The sequence below is a fragment of the Achromobacter aegrifaciens genome (genome assembly GCF_902859965.1).
Taxonomy (GTDB): domain Bacteria; phylum Pseudomonadota; class Gammaproteobacteria; order Burkholderiales; family Burkholderiaceae_B; genus Achromobacter; species Achromobacter aegrifaciens.
Genome location: NZ_CADIKO010000002.1, coordinates 610,144 through 629,737, shown reverse-complemented (window position 1 = coordinate 629,737; position 19,594 = coordinate 610,144). Strand labels below are relative to the sequence as shown.

Here is a 19,594-nt window from a genome sequence, read left to right as displayed (position 1 = left end):
TCCGTGGATTAGCGTTGCAGAATGGCGGAAAAGGGCAGGGCGTACTGATGCGCGAAGGCCAGCAGCAGGGCTTCGCTGCCGGGCGCGCCGACCGCTTGCACGCAGACAGGGCGGCCTTGCGCATCGATGCCGACGGGCAGGACCAGCGCCGGCAGCCCCAGGTAGTTGAGGTAGGCGTGATGGCGGTGCAGCGCGCCAAGGGCGCGGGGATCGAAATCGGGGCTGCTGGTGGTGACCGCGGCGCGGTCCGGCACGCCTTGCGGCAGGCAGGGCATCAGCAATAGATCGGCGTCGGCCAGACAGGTGGCAAGGAAGGCCGCGCGCAGTGGCGCGATCTGCGACAAGGCATGGCGATACCAGACCGCCGGCATGGCCCAGCCCGGCAGCGCGATGGCCTGGGTGGCCGGCGCCAGCGAGGCCAGATCACGGCGCACGCTGCCCGCGAGCGTGGCGGCGGCTTCGGCATGAAGCACGATCTGCGCCAGACGGTTCAAGCGGTCCAGATCGGGCGCGGGGCGCAAGCCGATGCGTTGCGGATCGGGCAGGCCGCGTTCGAATCGCGCCATCGTCTCTGCCACGTCGGCGCGCGCTCCGGCAGTCGCCAGCGTCGAGGCCAGCCTCCAACGCCGCGGCCTGGATAGTTCCCGTTCGATCAGCGCCATGTCCGCGGGCAACGCGGACGCGGTTGGCGGCGTTGGCAGCAACGCGGCGTAGACGCAGGCCGCATCCAGCGCGCTGCGGCCCATCACGCCCACCGTGTCCAAGGTAGGCGCCAAGGCCGCCACGCCGTCGGCCGGGATCGCCCCCGGAGTCGGCTTGAGTCCCACCAGGCCGCAGGTCGCGGCCGGCATGCGCACAGAGCCGGCCGTATCTGTGCCCAGCGTCGCGGGGACCAGGCCTGCGGCAACCGCGACCGCACAACCGCTGGACGATCCGCCCACCGCGGCGGCGGCGTCCAGCGGATTGGGCAGCGGCGCGCCGTGGGGGTTCTCGGCCGTCGCACCGCAGGCATGCTCGGCCATCGCCAGCGCGCCCAGGTTCAGCGCGCCGTGTTCCTGCAAGCGGCGCAGCGCCGTGGCCATCGGCCCTGGGGCTTCGTCGCGCAACGGCCGCCCGCGCCCCGGGGCGTGCATGCCGGTCTGGAAGGCATCCTTGTGCGCCAAGGCCACGCCTTCAAGCAGGCCGCCAGGACGCACGGTCTGCCCAGAGGGTTGATAGGTGCGCGTGGCGCAGTGCAGGTCGGCCGCCCGGCGCTGGAACGCCGCAGCCTGGGTCGAGACCAATGCCACGCGTGCGCCGGGCGCGGCCTGGGCATAGTTTCGACGCATGTCGGCCACGGAAAGATGCAGCAGAGAATCAGGCATCGTCGTCCCCGCAGCCGTCGATCTCGGCCTGCACGGCGGCAAGGCGCAAAAGCGTGCGTGCGACCGCCGCTTGCGTCTCCACTGGTACCGCCAGGCCATGCGTCTTGCAGGCCAGGGCGACCCAGGCCTGCCATTCCTGCTTGGGCGAGTCTTCCATGCTCATTACCTCCTGCCGCGTTTTGCTCGTTAAAATAAAAGTCTAGTCTCATAAATATATTTATAGAAGTCAAGAAAATACTATGCCTAGCGTGAATTTTCTTACCCCCTACACCGGAGTCCGCCATGAAAGCCGCTGAGCGCATCCGCCTGTCAGTCGAAGAGTCCATCCGCGATGGCAGCCTGCTGCCGGGAGATCCGGTCGATGAACAGATGCTGATGCAGACCTACGACGTCTCCCGCACGCCGGTGCGCGAGGCGCTGCTGCAGTTGCAGGCGCAAGGGCTGGTGGCCAGCCTGCCGCGCGGCGGCATGGTGGTGGCGAAGATGGACGTGGCCCAGTTGCTGGCGATGTGGGAGCTGCTGGCGGAGCTGGAAGGCATAGGCGCGCGCCTGGCCTGCGAACGCATGACGCCCGCCGAACGCGACGAGCTGGCAGCCATCCATGAACGCGCCGCGGCCGTGGTGCGGCGCGAGGACACCGACGCCTGGCAGGAACACAACCGGCGCTTCCACGATGCCCTGTACCTGGGCGCCCGCAATCCCTATCTGCGCCAGGAGATCCTGCGCATGCGGTCGCGCACCGGCGCCTACCGGCTGCACGCCTTTTCCGCTTTCGGCCGCCTGGCCTCGTCATGGGAACAGCATGGCCAACTGCTCGAAGCCATCCAGGCGCAGGACCCGGCGCGCGCGGCCGCGGTCATGACGCAGCACATGAGCCCCGGGCAGGGCGCCACCAGCTTCGCGTCCTTCATCGCCGCGCTGCCCAAGAACCTGTTGGCCTGAAGACGCGGCGGCGGACCTCGCCCCGCGGCGGCCACCGCGGGTTAATCCTGATTATTGTATTTTTTCATAATGGCAAAATATATTTATAGCAGACAAAAACATCTGCTCGCGTAACCTTGCCCCGGTATCGGCGGGCTAGGGCGCTCCCCTGATCCGCTCCACCGAGGAACCCGCTATGGATGCTGTTTCACCGCAACCCCTGTCCGCGCCCCCACACGACGCCGCGCCGGCCGCCGATCCTGGCCAGATGCACCGCAAGGTCGCCTGGCGCCTCATTCCCTTCCTGATCTTCCTGTTCCTGCTGGCGTGGATCGACCGCGTCAACGTGGGCTTCGCCAAGCTGCAGATGCTGCAGGACCTGCGCTTCAGCGAAGCGGTGTACGGCCTGGGGGCGGGCATCTTCTTCATCGGCTACTTCATCTTCGAAGTGCCCAGCAACCTGCTGCTGCAACGCATCGGCGCGCGCAAGACGCTGGCCCGCATCACGATCCTGTGGGGCCTGACCTCGATGGCGATGGCGTTCGTGACCACGCCCACCTCCTTCTATGTCCTGCGCTTTCTGCTGGGCGCCTTCGAAGCGGGCTTCTTCCCCGGCGTCATGCTTTATTTGACGTACTGGATACCGGCAGGCAGGCGAGGGCGCATCAATGGCTGGTTCATGACGTCGTTCGGCATCGCCGGCATCGTCGGCGGGCCGATAGCCGGACTCATCATGAGCGGCATGGACGGGGTGGCGCCGCTGCGCAACTGGCAATGGCTGTTCGTGCTGGAAGGCATTCCTTCGGTGATCGCCGGACTGGTGGTGCTGGCCTATCTGCCGGACCGCCCCCAGCAGGCGCGCTGGCTCAGCGCGGCGGAAAAGGCCGCGCTGACGGCCGAGCTGGACAGTGAACGCCTGGACCCCGGCAAACACGCCAGCTTCGCCCAGGCCCTGCGCCTGCCTGCCTTGTGGCTGTGCACCGCGGCGTACTTCTGCATCGTCGGCGGCAATGCGACGCTGGCGTTCTGGATGCCTTCCATCGTGCGCGAGCTGGGCGTGCAAGGCGCGCTGAACATAGGCCTGTTGTCGGCCATCCCGTTCATCCTGGGCACGGCCGCGATGGTGATCAACGGCGCCCATTCCGACTCCACCCGCGAACGCCGCTTGCATTGCGCCGGCGCCACCCTGGTCGGCGCGGTCGGCCTGTCCTTGACCGGCGCCTACATCGGCAGCCCCGTGCTGGCGATGGGCGCCTTGAGCATCGCCGCCATCGGCGTGCTGGGGGCGTTCCCCGTCTTCTGGGCCATCCCGGCGGCATTCCTGACCGGCACCGCCGCGGCGGGCGGCATCGCCTTCATCAATTCGGTCGGCAACCTGGCCGGCTTCGCCACGCCGTTCATGATGGGCTGGCTCAAGGAATGGACGGGCGGCGTGGCCGCCGGCCTGTACGTCGTGGCCGGCATGCAGCTAGTCGCCACGGCGGTCGTCGCGCTGACGATGCGCAGGCTCGCGGTCTAGGCAGCGGTGGCGGAAGTAGTGCGCAAGATCCGGCGCCGTGTCATCATCGGCGGTGCACGACTGAACGCGCGGCTCCAGTCTCATTCTTGCGAGCCGCCCGACATCGCCGGACTGCGGCACTACAACGGGAAAGGACTCCGTGCGCCAGGAATGCAGACACGCCCGAGACAGCGCCTCCAGCGGGGCCTTGCCCGCCAAGGGCGGCGCGGCACCCCGGGGCCATCCGGTCACCTGGCCGCGACTGGCCAGGCAGATCCTGATCCTGCTGTGCACGGGCCCGGCTTTCATGGGCGCGGCGTTGGCGCAAGCGGACGCCGACGCGGACGCGAACGGCGGCGGCCTGGACATGGGCGACTTCCTGTTGCGCCAGAACGGCGCGCTGCCGGTACCCGTGATCATCACCGAGCCCGCAGTTGGCTATGGCGGCGGCGTGATGCTGCTGTACTTCTCCGAACCGGCGGGTGAGGCCGCCTCCCAGGGCCAGCCGGAAGGCAAAAGCAAGGCGCCGCCCAATGTCACCGGCATTGGCGCCATGGCCACCGAAAACGGCACGCGCGGCGGCGCGCTGTTCCATTTCCGCAGTTGGGACGCCGACCGCTACCGCTACCTGGGCGCGCTGGCCCAGGGACGCGCAAACCTGGAGTACTACGGCGCCTCCAGCCACGGACGCAGCTACGAGGTGAAGGGCACCTTCCTGATGCAGCAGGTCCTGGCCCGGGTGGGCGACACGCCCTGGTACGTCGGTCCGCGCTATACCTATTTCCGCTCGAACACCCGGTTCACCGGCAGCCAGGCTGGCGAACTGTCCAAGGCCGAATTGGCGGGCCGCATCGGCAAGGCCGGCGTGGTGGTGGACTATGACACGCGCGACAATATGTTCTATCCCAACCGGGGCAGCTATGCCGAGTTGGAGGCCCAGTTTTCGCGCAGCTGGCTGGGCAGCGACCAGGCCTTCGAAAGCTACCGCACGCGCGGCTACACCTGGCTGCCGCTGGCCCCGCGCTGGACCCTGGGCCTGCGCGGCGACGGCCAGTTCACGCGCGGCACGGTGCCGTTCTACGCCCAGCCTTACGTCGACCTGCGCGGCGTGGCGCGGGGCCGCTACCAGGACCGCGACGCGCTGACCTTCGAAACAGAATTGCGCTGGGACGCCACCCCGCGCTGGTCCATACTGGGGTTCAGCGGCGTGGGCAAGGCCTACGGAAACTGGAAATCCTTTGCCGATTCCACCAATGTCGTCAGCATCGGCACAGGCTTCCGGTATCTGATAGCCGCCAAGCTGGGATTGGCGGTGGGGATAGACATCGCCCACAGCAAGGACCAGAACGCCTTTTACATCCAGGTTGGGAGTGCATGGCGATGAAGACAGATGACGATAGTTCCATGTTGCAGGCCGGCACGTCCCAGCTCGGCAACCTGCTGCAATTCCTGGCCTGGATCGCCGAACGGCCGCGCACCTATGCGCAGACCATGGACGCCTGGCGCAGTTCGTGTCCGCGCCTGTCCGCCTGGGAAGACGCGACCGCCAACGGGCTGGTGGACGTTCCCCGCCGCGCGGATGTCGAACCGGTGGTTGTCCTGACACCCAAAGGGCAGATGCTGCTGGCATCTTCGGACGGCGCCAGGCGGACGCCAGCGCGCCCCTGACACGGCCGGCCGGCGGCTCTACGCCGCATTCAATCTTTACTTACATTTGTGGCCGCGCAAGCGGTAACAGTGTGGTTTTCTTTGCGGATTTCGTCGAAAAAAAGCACTGATTCGTCGAAAAAAAGTTGCGCGAGGTGCGCTGCCTGCGGATTCTAGTGGCGAAACTTTGCCAGTTACTACTGAGCGCGCGCCCGCCGACCCGGGTAAACCGCGCTCGGGTCACAAGAATCCGCTCATCCATGAAGCCCACATCACGCCCGGCGCACAGCCCCAGTCTGCCTTTTCCCCTGCTGCGGCAGAACACGTTGCGGCTGGCCATCGCGTCCGCGCTGGGCGCCTGCGCCTGGAGCGTAGCGGGCGGCGCACAGGCCGGCTATGCATGCGCAGGCGGCCCCACCCTGAACGTGCCGTCCGGCAACTACCCAAGCGCCCAGGCCATCTGCGAGGGCGACAGCGGCGTAGACCATGACAACGAAAAGAACGGCCAGAACGGACCGGACGTGTCGGTCACGTCCTCGGGCAACTACAACGCCGACGAGAACCAGACCCGGCTGAACCCGGTGGGCGTGGTCACGGCCATATCGCGCGGCGGCGACGGCGTGGACGAAGGCACGGCAGGAGACGGCGGCCACATTACCGTATCCAGCACGGGCGACATCGCGCTCAACGGCACGGCGCTCAGCAATTTCAACAGCCTGATCATGGCAGTCTCGTCCGGCGGCATCGGCGACCCCGCCAACGACAACAACGACTCGAACGGCGGACACGGCGGACTGGGCCAGAACGTCACCGTGACCAATTCCGGCAACCTGACGATGTCCGGTTCCCTGCCCACGCCGCGCCAAGGCCTGTACGGCATCAACGCGCGGGCCCTGGGCGGGGCCGGCGGCGACCAGAACGATCCGACGCTGGAATACGGCGACCAGGTGGGCGGCAATGGCGGCAACGCCAGCACGGTCACGGTCAGCAACACCGGCGCCATCAACCTGGGCAGCAGCGCCACGCGGCTGCGCACCTATGCCAACGGAGCTGCCATCTACGCGAATTCCGTGGGCGGCATGGGCGGCTACAACAACGGTAATGCGGGCACCGGCGGCACCGTGCAAGTGACGCACCAGGGCCAGGCCAACAGCTACTGGCAGGTCTTCGACAGCGCCACGGTCTTTGGCATCTACGCGCAAAGCATAGGCGGCGACGGCACCGCGTCGACCGACAACAGCGATAACGGCGGCAATGGCGGCGGCACCTCGGACAGCTGGACCCAGAAGGTGACCGTGGACGTGAATGGCTCCGTGCTGCTGGACGTGGCCGGTTCGGCGGCCGGCGCGACCGTGCAGGGCGCCGGCGTTGCCGCCCGCGCCATTGGCGGCAAGGGCGGCAAAGGCCCGGACAAGGACCATTCCGGCGGCAATGGCGGCGCGGGCGGCGCCGTGGCGATCAATCTCTATCAGGGCGGCAGCGTCGCGACCCGCGGCGACAACCTGCCCGGCCTGGCGGCGCAAAGCCTGGGCGGGCAGGGCGGCGACGGCACCGACAGCACCAAGCTGGCCGGGCAGGGCGGGGGCGGCGGGTTTGGCGGCAACGCCAGCGCCGTCAACATTTCCACCGCCAGCGGCAGCGCCATCAGCACGACGGGCAATTTTTCCACCGGCATCGTGGCGCAGTCGGTCGGCGGCGGCGGCGGCACGGGCAGCGACTTCGTGTCGGTGTTGGGTGGCCAGGGCGGCAATGGCGGCAATGGCGGCAACGCTGGCGCGGTCAATGTGGCGACAGGCGCCACGGTCACCACTGTCGGCGACCACGCCTACGGCGTGCTGGCCCAGTCCATTGCCGGCAGCGGCGGGGCGGGCGGCGCGGACACGGCCGAACTGGTTTCCTTGGGCGGGGACGGCGCGGGCGGCGGGGCGGCCGGCCAGGTCACCCTGAGCAACAGCGGGTCCATCGCCACCTCGGGCTACAACTCGCACGGCATGATAGGCCAGTCCATCGGCGGCGGCGGCGGGGCCTCGGGCAGCGCCACTGGCCTGCTCAGCGTAGGCGGCAGCTCGGCCGGGGCCACCGGCTCGTCGGGCAGCACGGTGGTGATCGGCAATACCGGCTCCATCACGACGGCCGGCAACGCCGCCATCGGCATGGTGGCCCAGTCCATCGGCGGCGGCGGCGGCAGCGGCGGCGACAGCATCGGCGTGCTGGGCGTGGGCGGCGGCGGCGCCGGGGGCGGTGCGGGCGGCAACGTCATCATCCAGGACCTGGGCTCGATCCAGACCGCGGGCCAATTCGGCGCGGGCGTGCTAGCCCAGTCCGTGGGCGGCGGCGGCGGCAACGGCGGCGATACCTTCACCGCATCGGTGGGCGTATCGGTGGCGATCGGCGGCAGCGCCAGCGGCGGCGGCAACGGCGGCACGGTCTGCATGAGCAACCAGGGCGGCTGCGACGGCACATTGACGTACTCGACCGCGAACCTCACCACCCACGGCAACTACGCACCCGGCATCATCGCGCAAAGCATCGGCGGCGGCGGCGGCACGGGCGGCAGCGTCAAGAACGCCAGCGTGGCATCCTTCGCGGCGCTGCAATTGGGCGGTAGCGGCGGCGCCGGCGGCAATGCCGCCGAGGTCAAGGTGGGCTACAGCAACCTCAACATCAGCACCGGCGGCGCCCACTCGGCCGGCATCCTGGCCCAATCCATAGGCGGAGGCGGCGGCAACGGCGGCGACGCCAGCTATTACGACGTCACGGTGGGCTTCAATGCCGCGGTGGTGTTGGGCGGCAGCGGCGGCTCGGGCGGCACCGGCTATTCCTCCATCGTGAACCTGAGCGGTTCCCACGTCGCCACCGGCATGGATTACGCCAGCCCGAACATCGATCCCTCGACCTACGCGCCCAACGATTCCTTCGGCATCCTGGCGCAGACCATAGGCGGGGGCGGCGGCAATGGCGGCAGCTCCAGCGCCAGCGACCTGGTGGTGGCGGTACCCACCGGCGAGGGTGCGTCCCTGGCGTTCAATTTCGAAGCCGCGGTGGGCGGCAGCGGCGGGGCGGGCGGCAGCGCCTGCCCGCCGGGGGATGGCGCGTGCGTCACCCAGGTCAACCTCAGCAACGGTTCCACGGTCGCCACCTTGGGCGACGGCTCCCACGCCGTGATGGCGCAGTCCATCGGCGGCGGGGGCGGCAATGGCGGCGATTCGTCCGTGCCGTCCACCGTGCTCGGCGATGCGACCACGATCTCGCTGTCGGCCGGCATGACGCTGGGCGGTTCCGGCTCGGCAGGCGGCAACGGCGGCGCGGTGGCCGTGAGCCTGGGCGATGCCAACGGCGCCTATGTCGGCATGCCGCCGTCGTTGCTGACCCCGCCTGGCGTGCGCGTCCCCCCGGCATCCACCATCGTGACCTATGGCGACTACGCCAATGGCGTGCTGGCGCAATCCATAGGCGGAGGCGGCGGCAACGGCGGGGTCGGCAGCAGCAACGCCTACACCCACGGCGGGCCCACCAACGTCAAGCTGACCCTGGCCCTGGGCGGTACCGGCGGCTCGGGCGGCACCGGCGGCAATGTGGACGTGACGCTGAATCCCAACTTCGCCATCCGCACGCTGGGCTCGGGTTCGCGCGGCATCGTGGCGCAGTCCATCGGCGGCGGCGGCGGGGCCTCGCAGGGCGGCACGCTGAATGTGGCTGGCAGCGCCGAAGAGCGTCCGTCAGCCCGTCTGCAGGTGGGCCTGGGCGCGACCGGCGGTTCCGGCGCCACTGGCGGCAGCATCAATGCGACATTGCAAGGCGCCATCCGCACCGAAGGCGGCGACGCCGATGGCGTGCTGCTGCAATCGATCGGCGGCGGCGGCGGGCTGGGCGGATCGCTGGGCGCCGACGCCTCGTCCTATCCCATCCTGGACCGCATCGGCAATCACAGCGACAACAAGGAACGGCTCGACGACGAAAACAGCACGTATCAATTCGGCGTGGACGTGGGCGGCACAGGCGGCACGGGCGGCCATGGCGGCAACGTCACCGTGAACTACGCCGGCAAGATCGCCACCGCCGGCGACTGGGCCGACGGCCTGGTCGCCCAATCCATAGGCGGGGGCGGCGGCGTGGGCGGATCGTCCAGCGCCTCGGGCAGCAAGATCAAGGCCAACGCGATCATCGGCGTGGGCGGCAGCGGCGGCGCCGGCGGCAATGGCGGTGTCCTGAGCTTCCTCTTCGACGACGACCATGGCAACAGCATCGCCACCACCGGCTACAACGCCTACGGCGTGCTGCTGCAATCGATCGGCGGGGGCGGCGGGCAGGGCGGCGATGGCTCGGACCAGGCCCAAGGCACCATCACCGTCGGCGCCTCGTTTGGCGGCACAGGCGGCGTGGCCGGCAACGGCGGCAACATCCTGACCTCCGGCGGCGGAAGCTGGCTGAATGTCCAGACCGCGGGCGACGACTCCCCGGCGCTGGCGATGCAATCTATCGGCGGAGGCGGCGGCACGGCCGGCGCGGGCAACAGCAGCTCCAAGCTGCAGCAGGACAGCCATTCCATGAGCGTCGCAGTGGGCGGCAACGGCGGCTTGTCCGGCTCGGGCGGCGCCATCGACGTCGCCACCGGCATCGCCGCCACCACGCAAGGCGCGCGCGCCTATGGCGTGCTGGCCCAATCGATCGGCGGCGGCGGCGGGCTGGGCGGCGCGGGCGACGCCAGCAACCTGTCTGGCGTGTCGCTGGGCGGGCGCGGCGGCGCGGCCGGCGACGGCGGCGCCGTGACCCTGACCTTGAATGCCGGCAGCCACATCAGCACCAGCGGCGCGGGCTCCCATGGCCTGATCGCCCAGTCCATCGGCGGCGGCGGAGGCATCGCGGGCGACACCAGCAAGGGCTTGCAGCTGGACTCGGGCGGCTGGACCCCAGGCAGCGGCCAGACGGGTGGCAACGGTAACGGCGGCGCGCTTAACCTCAATGTCGCCAGCAACATCACGACCCAGGGCGCCTACGCCTTCGGCGTGATCGCCCAATCCATCGGCGGCGGGGGCGGGCTGGGCGGCAATGCCGCCGGCGGCTTCGCCGGCAGCACGGCAGGCGCCGGCAGCACGGGATCCGGCGGGAACGTCACGCTGACGCAGAGCGGCAGCATCGCCGCCACCGGCGCCGGCGCCACCGGCATCTTTGCGCAAAGCGCCGGTCCGCAAGGTTCGGGCCAGGTCGCGGTCACCGTCGACGGCTCGGTCAGCGGCGGCACCGGCGCGGGCGCATATGGCGTCTGGATCGTCGGCGACAAGCAGAACACGCTGACCGTGGGCTCGGCGGGCATGATCATCGCCGGCGCAGGCGGCAGCGCCGTACGCTACGACGGCGCCGCCCTGCAGCAGGCCAAGACCGTGAGCTTCCTGGCCAGCGCCCCCGGCGCCAGCCTGTCCGTCAACAATGCGGGGACCGTGCTGGGCAACATCGAATGCGGCGGCGGCGCGGGCGGCATCGCCTGCAACGTCTGGAACGCCGCCAGCGGCACCCTGAGCGACGCCACGCTTTATCAGGCCAACATCGACAACGCGGGGCTGGTCGCCATAGGCAGGTCCGGCGCATTCGACACGCTCATGGTTACGGGGAATTTCAACCTGCAGGCCGGCGGCCTGCTGCAGGCGGACGTGGACTTCGCCAACCTCAAATCGCCGAGCATGGTGGTGCAGGGCGATACCCGCCTGAACGGCCAGGTCAATGTCCAGCCCATCACCTTGCTGCCCGATCACGAAGTCACCGTGGCGACGCTGCAAGGCGATGTGCAAGGCAGCCCCGTTGCCAAGGACAGCCCGGTGATCGACTACGACGCCAGGCTGGACGGCAAGAACGTGCGCGTGCGCGCAACGCAGGCCGACTTCGCCGCGCCGTCCATGCAATTGGCCGCCAATCAGCGCTCGGTTGCGAATCATCTGCAAGGCGCCTGGAACCTGGGTGGCAACGCCGCCATGGCGTCCTTGTTCGCGGCGCTGGACATGGCCTCCCGCGAAAGCGCCGACACCTATTCGAACCGGCTGTCCGACCTGTCGGCCGGCGTCACCGTGGCGCCTGCCGCGCAGATGCAGGCCAGCATGGCGCGCTTTACCGGCGCCATGATGTCGTGCCCGGCATTCCAGGGCGGCGACGCGCTGACCGGCGAGCAGGATTGCCTGTGGGGCCAGGTGTCCGGCATCAATACCAACCAGGACGGCGACGGCGGGGTCTCCGGATTTTCGTTCGATGGCGTCACCTACCAGTTCGGCGGCCAGCGCCAGGTCAGTCCGGGCTGGTTCCTGGGCGGGTCCGTTGCCTACCAAAACAGCCATCTGAGCGGCGACGACGGACGGGTCAGCGGCAAGGGCGACAGCGGCTATGCCGGCGTGGTGGTCAAGCGCGAAACCGGACCCTGGACCCTGTCCGCGGCCCTGGGCGGCGGCTACGGCCAGTACGACATCAACCGCAGCATCCGCATCCCCGGCATGCAAAGCACGGCCGACTCGGACCTGGACGTCTACGGCGCGGCCTTGCGCCTGCGCATCGCGCGCACCTACGCCGGGGAACACGTTTACCTGAAACCCTATGTGGACGTGGACGCGTCCTACACCCACATGCCCGGCTACAGCGAATCCCGCGACGCCCTGCATCTGGACGTGGAAAGCAGCAACGAATTCGTCATGGCCCTGTCGCCGACGCTGGAACTGGGCGGCAAGGTGGCGCTGAAGAACGGCGCAACCATGCGCCCCTACATGTATGGCGGCGTGTCGTTCCTGTCCAAGGACGAGTACACGGTCAAGTCGCGCTTGCAGGGCGCGCCGGCAGGCTCGGGCGCCTTCGAGACCTCGGTGCCCATGGACGAGGTCATCGGCCGCATCGGCGCGGGCCTGCAGGTATCCAACGCGGGCGGCCTGGACTTCCGGTTGCAGTACGACGGGGATTTTTCGTCCCACATACAAAGCCATCGCGGCACGTTGAAGGTGATGGTGCCGTTCTGAACGCCCCGCAGGGCTCCGCGCGATTCGATACTGCGAACGGTTCTTGGTATCATTTAGCCCCGCTGGCCGCCGGGCTGAATCCGGCCAGGCCGCCATTCCGTGTCATCGCGCTGCCTATCGGGGGCGTTCGAGCATGTCCAAGCCCCTACAGCCGCTCCAGCTACTCTGCGAAAACCACTACGACTGGCTCTGCCAATGGTGGCGGCATCGCCTCGGCCATGGCGATGAGGCCGCGGACTTCGCGCACGACACCTTTCTGCGCGTGCTGCGCCATCCCGAGGAAGTCCGCACGCTGCGCCAGCCCAGGGCCTATCTGACCACCATCGCGCGGGGGCTGCTCAACGATCACTGGCGCCGCCGCTCGCTGGAACGCGCCTGGCTCGAGGCCATGGCCGCGCTGCCGCCCGAATTGGAAGCCTCGCCCGAGATGCTGCTGGGCGTGCAGCAAGCGCTGCAACAGTTGGACCGCATGCTCGGCAATCTGGCGCCGCAGGCGCGCGAGGTGTTCGTCCTGTCGCAACTGGAAGGGCTCACCTACGTCGAAATCGCCGCCCGCACCGGCTTGAGCGACCGCACGGTGAAACGCTACATGGCCCAGGGCTTCGAAATCTGCCTGACCATGCTGGATTCCTGACCCATGGCCGCCGCCGAATCCAAACCGCTAGACGCCTCCGTCATACGGGAAGCCGCCCGCTGGCTCGTGCGCCTGCATTCCGGCGAGGCCGGACCGGCGGATCACGCCGCCTTCGAACGCTGGCGCCATGGCCATCCCGAACGCGAGCTTGCCTGGCAACGCGCCCAGCGCCTGATGCAGCAGTTCGACACGGTGCCGGCCTCGGTGGGCGTGCCGCTCTTGACGCGCCCGTCGCAGGTCAGCCGGCGCGCCGTGCTGCGTACGCTGGCGGTCCTGGGGGTTGCCGCGCCCGCCGCCTTGCTGACCTACCGCCTGTATGCGGAGCCGGCAGGCGCCTATCGCACGGCGGTGGGCGAAAACCAGGACCTGCGGCTGGCCGACGGCAGCCAGGTCCATCTGAATACCGATACGGCCATGGAGGTGGGCTACTCCGACGAAATGCGCCTGCTGCACCTGCGCGGCGGCGAAATCTATGTGCGCACGGCCGCCGACCCGGCGGGCAGGGCGCGGCCCTTTATCGTGGAGACTCCCCAGGGCCGCTTGCGCGCCTTGGGCACCCGTTTTGTCGTCCGGCAACTGGACGATGGCGACGTCCAGACCGAGCTGACCGTGCTGGAACATCGCGTCGCCGTCACCCTCGGGAATGGCAGTCCGGAGCGGATCTTCAATGCCGGCGAGTCGGTGCGCTTCACCGCCAATGCCTTTCTGCCGAACGCACCGGCCAGGTCAGACGCGCCCGGATGGACGCGCGGCGTCCTCGAAGCCGACAACATGCGCCTGGACGCCTTGCTGGCCGAGGTCTCGCGCTACCGGCGCGGCGTATTGCGCTGCGACCCGGCGGTGGGCGGCCTGCGGGTATCTGGCGTATTCCGCCTGCAAGACACCGACGCGCTACTTGCCGTCGTGGCCAAGACCCTGGATCTGCGCGTCGTCACGCGTACCGCCTACTGGGTCACCCTGACGCGCTGAAAGCCGCCTCGTTTCACTCGCTTACAACTTTGCCGCTACGCCCTTGTCCCTTTTCGCCGCGCTCATCCGGCATACCGCGCATTGATGACCTGTAGGGATGTGACCAAGTGGCAGTCGTAGACAAAACCCAACCCCGCGTCCTGCGCTTGGCCGGATTGACACTGAGCCTGGCCGCCGCCTTCGCCGCCGCGCCGCCCGCCGCGGCCCAAAGCTCGGCCCCGGCCGCGACGCACGACTATCGCATTCCGGCAGGTCCCCTGGACCAGGCGCTTTCCGCCTTCGCCAAGGCGGGCGGCATCACCGTTTCCTTCCGGCCCGAGGACACGCGCGGACTGAGGACGCAGGGCCTGGACGGCAGCTATGGCGTGGAATCGGGGCTGGCCAGGCTGCTGGCCGGCACCGGCCTCGCCGCGGAGGAGCAGGGCGGCCAGGGATACGTGGTGCGCGCGCCAGCCCCTGCGGCCAAGGCCGTGCCTGCCGGCAACGCCAACACGCTGGAATCGATCCAGGTCAGCGGCGACTGGCTGGGCACCGGCCTGGAAAACAGCGTGCAGACCTTTGGCGGCGCCCGCACGCTGGTCAAGCGCGACGAGATCCAGAACAGCGGCGCCACCAGCGTGGCCGACGTGCTGCGGCGCGTGCCAGGTGTGCAGATCAGCGGCAGCACCAGCGCCAGCGGCAGCTCGGTCGGCCTGCACGTCGGCATCCGCGGCCTGAACCCGCGCAATTCATTTCGCACCACCATGCTGCTGGACGGCATCCCCATGGCCATGGCCCCTTATGGCCAGCCGAACCTGGTGATGTCGCCGACCAGCCTGGGCAACATCGAAGCCATCGACGTGGTGCGGGGCGGCGGGGCGGTGCGCTATGGCCCGCAGAACGTGGGCGGCGTAATCAACTTCAAGACCCGCTCGATTCCGACTGGCAGCGGACTCACCGCCGAGGCCTCCGCCCGCTACAACATCTTCAGCCAGGGCGGCACCAATACCCAATACACCGGCTTCCTGGGCACGCAGTTCGAAAACGGGCTGGGCGTGGCGCTGATGTACTCCGGCATGGACGGCGAACAATGGCGCGATGCCAGCCATGACCGCTACAACGACGTGGCGCTGAAATGGCGCTTCGAGCTGACCCCGACGTCGGAAATCTACGGCAAGTTCGCCCATTACGACGTCAAATCGATGACGCCGGGCGGCCTGACGGTGGCGCAGTACCGCGACGATCCATTCCAGAACACCCATCCCACCGATTACTGGAAAGGGCAGCGCGATCAGGTCGACATCGGATACCTCAATTCGATCTCGGACACCCAGGAATTCGAGGCCCGGGTCTATCACTACGACAGCTCGCGCCAGAGTTCGCTCATCAATACCGCGACGGGCCGCAACGATTATCAGCCGCGCAACAACCAGGTACTGGGCATAGAGCCGCGTTACACGCAGCGCCTGGAATGGGGGCCGACCACGCACGACGTGACCATCGGCTACCGCTACATCCACGAAACCGGCCAGGACCGGCGCTATTCGGAATCCCTGGCCACGGGCCAACGCATCGGCGCCGCACAGGTCTTCGACAACAAGACCGAAGCGCACTCCATCTATCTGGACGACCGCATCGCCTACGGCAAATGGCGCGTCACGCCCGGCGTGCGCTATGAACACATCCGCACCAACCGCCAGCCCAGCGGCACCGCCAACGACACGCCGTTCGACCTGCGCAACAGCCGCGGCCTGCCTTCGCTGAACATCGCCTATCTGGTCGACGATGCGTTGACGCTCTATACCAACTACAACACGTCGTTCGGCGCGGTGCAGTACACACAGCTGAACTCGATGTCGGCCTCCAATCCGCTCAGCCCGGAAGTCGCCAAGACCCTGGAAGCCGGCCTGCGCTACTCGGGCGAACAGACCCACACCGAGTTCACGGTCTTCAACCTGAAGTTCGACAACCAGATCCTGTCGATACCCGGCACCAACCCGGCCGTCTTCCGCAACCTGGGCGCCACTACCCACAACGGCGTCGAATTCGCCATCGACTACGACTTCGACAGGTCCGGGCCGCTCGCCGGCCTGAATCTCTATGCCAACTACACCTACGTGCGCGCCATCCAGAAATCCGGCGAATTCGAAGGCCGGGACGTGCCGTTCTATTCGCGCCAGACCGGCACGCTGGGCGGACGCTACATGCGCAACAACTGGACTTTCAACCTCTACACGACGGCACAGAGCGGCCAGTACTCGGACACCGCCAACACCGAAGAGGAGAACGCCGCCGCGACCAACGGCCGCGTGCCGGGTTTCAGCGTCTGGAACACGCAGCTCAGCTACAAATTGCCCCAATGGAAGGGCAGCGAGCTGGCGGTGGGCGTGAACAACCTGTTTGACCGGCGCTACTACACCCGCAACGTCGACACCAACGGCGGCCGCATGGTGGGCGCGCCGCGCATGGTCTACCTGCAGGCGCGCCTGGCCTACTGATGCCCCGGCGTATCTGGCTGCTCTGCCACCGCTGGGTGGCGCTGGGCCTGGGCGGGATCCTGATCCTGTCCGGCCTGACCGGCGCCTTCCTCGTGGCCGCGCGGCCGCTGGACAAGCTGCTGCATCCGGAGCTCTTCCGGGCCGGCAACGCAGGCGGCGGCCAGCCCGCATCGTTCGAATCCATGCGCCGCAACCTGGCCGCCGAGTTCGGCCCGCAAGCCTCCTACACCTTCCGCCCGCCGCGCGAATCCGGCGAAACCATGCAGGTCAGGGTGAGGGCGCCCGACGCCTGGGACGGCACGGTCTATCTCGATCCGGCCAGCGGCCGGGAGCAGGGCAGAAGGGGAGAAGACGAGGGCCTGGTCGCCATCGTCTACAAGCTGCACAGCGCCCTGATGCTGGATCGCACCGGCAAGGCCGTGCTGGCCTGGACCGCGCTGGCCTATCTGGTCCTGACGGTGTCAGGCCTGATCGCATGGTGGCCGCGCAAATGGCCGCCGTCCTTGCGCATGGTGTTCAACAAGGGCGCGCTGCGCGCCTTGTTCGACGTGCACCGCAACGGCGGCGCCATCCTCGCGCTGCTGCTGGCGGTGTGCATGGCCAGCGGCGCCTATCTGGCATGGCGTCCGATAGGCGGCTGGATCACGCTGGCCAGCGGCCAGCCCCCGGTCGTGGCGCCCAAGCTGCCGGCGCGGCCAGCGGGCGCCATCCCGCCGCGCTCCCTGGACGAATTGGCCGCAACCGCACAAGCGGCATTTCCGGACGGCGCGATCGGCTACCTGCTGTACACGCCGCGCATCGACCGCCCCTTGGCCATACGCATGCGCGTGCCCGACGATCCGCATCCAAACGGCAGATCCACCGTCTGGCTCGACCCGCGCGACGGCCACGTATTGGCGGCACAGCGCTGGAACGAACTCGATCCCGGCGCGCGGATCAACTCCGTGCTGTATCCGCTGCATACGGGAGAACTGGGCGGAATTGCGGGAGTAGCCATGGTCGCGCTGCTGGGCCTGGGCTTGGGCGCGTTGGGCATCAGCGGGATCTGGCTGTGGTGGCGCAGGCGCGGATTAAAAGCCCAGGCCCGCGCCCGACTTGAATCCCCCTAGATGGACGCCTGCTTCATCCGGCGCGACAGATCGGCGGCCGCCTCCTTGCGCTCGCTATAGCGGTCCACCAAATAGGGCGAGGCATCCCGCGTAAGCAGGGTGAACTTCATCAGTTCCTCGACGACGTCGACCACGCGATCGTAGTAGGGCGATGGCTTCATGCGTCCCGCCTCGTCGAATTCCTGGTAGGCCTTGGCCACCGACGATTGATTGGGAATGGTCAACATGCGCATCCAGCGCCCCAGCACCCGCATCTGGTTCACGGCGTTGAAGGACTGCGATCCGCCCGACACCTGCATCACCGCCAGCGTCTTGCCCTGGGTCGGGCGCACCGCGCCCACCGACAGCGGAATCCAGTCGATCTGCGTCTTCATCAATCCCGTCATTGCGCCGTGACGTTCGGGCGAACTCCAGACCATGCCTTCGGCCCATTGGACCAGCTCATGCAGCTCGCGCACCTTGGGATGGTCATCGCTGGCGTCATCGACCAGCGGCAGTCCCGAAGGATTGAACAGCCGGGTCTCGCCGCCCAGCGCCTGCAACAGGCGCGCGGCTTCCTCGGCCACCAGGCGGCTATAGGAGCGTTCGCGCAACGAACCGTACAGCAGCAGGAACCGCGGCGCGTGCGCGGCCCGCACGGCAGGAAACAGCCCGGCCGCGCCGGGTCGATGGAACAACGACGAATCAATGTTGGGCAAATCGGCCAGGGTTTCAGACACGGACCACCTCCGCGCCGATGCGGGTCTCAACGGTTTTCTGGATCAACTTCATGCAACACCTCTATACATACGACACTCAGATTTCAATCGGCCGACGCCCGCGCACGCAGCAGCAATAGCGCGGCAAAGGCGCCAAGCCCTATGCCCCCGGACAGCCACAGCGCGTTGACCCCCCAGCGGTCCAGCGCCACCCCGAAAAGAAATGGCGCTAGCGCCTGCGCCACCCGCGCCGGCATCATCAGCCAGCCCTGGCGCGCGCCATAGCCCTGGGGGCCGAACAGCACCAGCGGCAAGGTCCCCTTGGCAATGGTCAGGATGCCGTTGCCCGCCCCATGCAGGACGGCGAACACCGGCGCCATTACCGGACCGCCTCCCAGCAGCAGGGCAACCCCCGCCGGATGCGCCAGCGCAGCCAGGCGCGCGGACAACAAGGGATGAACCCGCCGCAAGAAACCGAATTCCAGCAGGCGGCCCGCCACCTGCGCCGGACCGATGAGCGCACCCACGGCCACGGCGGCTGCGAGCGTGGCGCCCGTGGCTTCCAGCATGCGCGGCAAATGCGTGGCCATCGCGGTGCTGATGAACCAGGTCGCCGCAAACACGAAGGCGAGGAGGGCAGTGGCATACCTCTGCTGCCGCGGCTGGGGGGCAGAGGAGGGGACATCCTGCGAATTGTCCGCAGGCTCTTGCGTTCGTCCCGCGCCCGGCGCTTTCGGAAACCATGCGTTCAACGGCAGGCCGACCAGCAGGTGCAATCCTGCCCACCCCAGGCACGCGCCGCGCCAACCGAATTGGGTTTCCATCCAGGCCGAAAGCGGCCATCCCACCGTGCTCGCAAAACCGGCAATCAGCGTGATCCCCGTGATGGCGCCGCGGGCGTGATGGCCATACAGCCGCACCAGGCTGGAGAAGGCTGCCTCGTAGAGTCCGGCCCCCATCGCCACGCCGATAACCAGCCAGGCGGCGACCATCGTCCAGAGGCCCTGGGCGGCGCCCAGCAAGCCCAGCCCCAGCGCAAACAGCAGGCTCGTGCCGGCCAATACGACGCGCCCGCCATGGCGGTCGATCGCTAGTCCCGCCCAGGGACCGACCACGGCCGAAGCCACCATCGCAGCGGAAAACGCCGCATACACCGCCGGCGCCGACACCCCCAGGTCGCGGGCCATCGGATCCGCCAGCATCGCCGGCAGGTAATAGGAGGACGCCCAGGCGAGCGTCTGAGCCGTGCCCAGGGAGCCAACGACGCGTACGGAAGCGTCGAGCATGT

General features: G+C 68.4%; 13 protein-coding genes. 9 read left to right on the top strand and 4 right to left on the bottom strand.

Going from position 1 to position 19,594, the window contains the following annotated elements; all coding sequences use genetic code 11:
- Positions 1-8: 8 nt before the first annotated feature.
- Both HV793_RS14110 and HV793_RS14105 read right to left on the bottom strand, forming a co-directional pair.
- A complete protein-coding gene (locus tag HV793_RS14110) occupies positions 9-1,364 on the bottom strand; it encodes an amidase (protein ID WP_175213390.1) in 1,356 nt (451 codons plus the stop codon).
- On the bottom strand, positions 1,357-1,527 hold the full coding sequence (locus tag HV793_RS14105) for a hypothetical protein (protein ID WP_156337376.1): 171 nt from the start codon (positions 1,525-1,527) through the stop codon (positions 1,357-1,359). The genes HV793_RS14110 and HV793_RS14105 overlap by 8 nt, the downstream gene beginning before the upstream one ends.
- 119 nt (positions 1,528-1,646) lie before the next feature.
- Between HV793_RS14105 and HV793_RS14100 the strand changes: the two genes are divergently transcribed.
- The 9 genes from HV793_RS14100 (at position 1,647) to HV793_RS14060 (ending at position 17,608) form a co-directional block, all read left to right on the top strand.
- A complete protein-coding gene (locus tag HV793_RS14100) occupies positions 1,647-2,306 on the top strand; it encodes a GntR family transcriptional regulator (protein WP_054454398.1) in 660 nt (219 codons plus the stop codon).
- Between the two features lie 175 nt (positions 2,307-2,481).
- A complete protein-coding gene (locus tag HV793_RS14095) occupies positions 2,482-3,804 on the top strand; it encodes an MFS transporter (protein ID WP_175213389.1) in 1,323 nt (440 codons plus the stop codon).
- A 286-nt stretch (positions 3,805-4,090) separates the two neighbouring features.
- A complete protein-coding gene (locus HV793_RS14090; RefSeq protein ID WP_119452040.1) occupies positions 4,091-5,167 on the top strand; it encodes a BamA/TamA family outer membrane protein in 1,077 nt (358 codons plus the stop codon).
- Positions 5,164-5,451, top strand: a complete 288-nt coding sequence (locus HV793_RS14085) for a hypothetical protein (protein WP_225588731.1) — start codon at positions 5,164-5,166, stop codon at positions 5,449-5,451. Before HV793_RS14090 ends, HV793_RS14085 begins: the two co-directional genes overlap by 4 nt.
- Before the next feature lie 239 nt (positions 5,452-5,690).
- A complete protein-coding gene (locus HV793_RS14080; RefSeq protein WP_175213388.1) occupies positions 5,691-12,419 on the top strand; it encodes an autotransporter outer membrane beta-barrel domain-containing protein in 6,729 nt (2,242 codons plus the stop codon).
- A gap of 133 nt (positions 12,420-12,552) precedes the next feature.
- Complete coding sequence (locus HV793_RS14075; RefSeq protein ID WP_119452097.1) at positions 12,553-13,053, top strand: sigma-70 family RNA polymerase sigma factor; 501 nt, start codon at positions 12,553-12,555, stop codon at positions 13,051-13,053.
- A gap of 3 nt (positions 13,054-13,056) precedes the next feature.
- On the top strand, positions 13,057-14,022 hold the full coding sequence (locus tag HV793_RS14070) for a FecR domain-containing protein (protein ID WP_175213387.1): 966 nt from the start codon (positions 13,057-13,059) through the stop codon (positions 14,020-14,022).
- Between the two features lie 146 nt (positions 14,023-14,168).
- A complete protein-coding gene (locus HV793_RS14065) occupies positions 14,169-16,499 on the top strand; it encodes a TonB-dependent siderophore receptor (protein ID WP_244958645.1) in 2,331 nt (776 codons plus the stop codon).
- Positions 16,499-17,608: a PepSY-associated TM helix domain-containing protein gene (locus HV793_RS14060; RefSeq protein WP_175213385.1), complete on the top strand. Its 1,110-nt coding sequence runs from the start codon at positions 16,499-16,501 to the stop codon at positions 17,606-17,608. Before HV793_RS14065 ends, HV793_RS14060 begins: the two co-directional genes overlap by 1 nt.
- Here HV793_RS14060 and arsH read toward each other — a convergent pair.
- Entirely contained in the window at positions 17,605-18,327 is a 723-nt protein-coding gene (gene arsH / locus HV793_RS14055) for an arsenical resistance protein ArsH (protein WP_175213384.1), read from the bottom strand. The two genes, HV793_RS14060 and arsH, sit on opposite strands and share 4 nt — an antisense overlap.
- Before the next feature lie 83 nt (positions 18,328-18,410).
- On the bottom strand, positions 18,411-19,592 hold the full coding sequence (locus HV793_RS14050; protein ID WP_175213383.1) for an MFS transporter: 1,182 nt from the start codon (positions 19,590-19,592) through the stop codon (positions 18,411-18,413).
- Positions 19,593-19,594 lie beyond the last annotated feature (2 nt).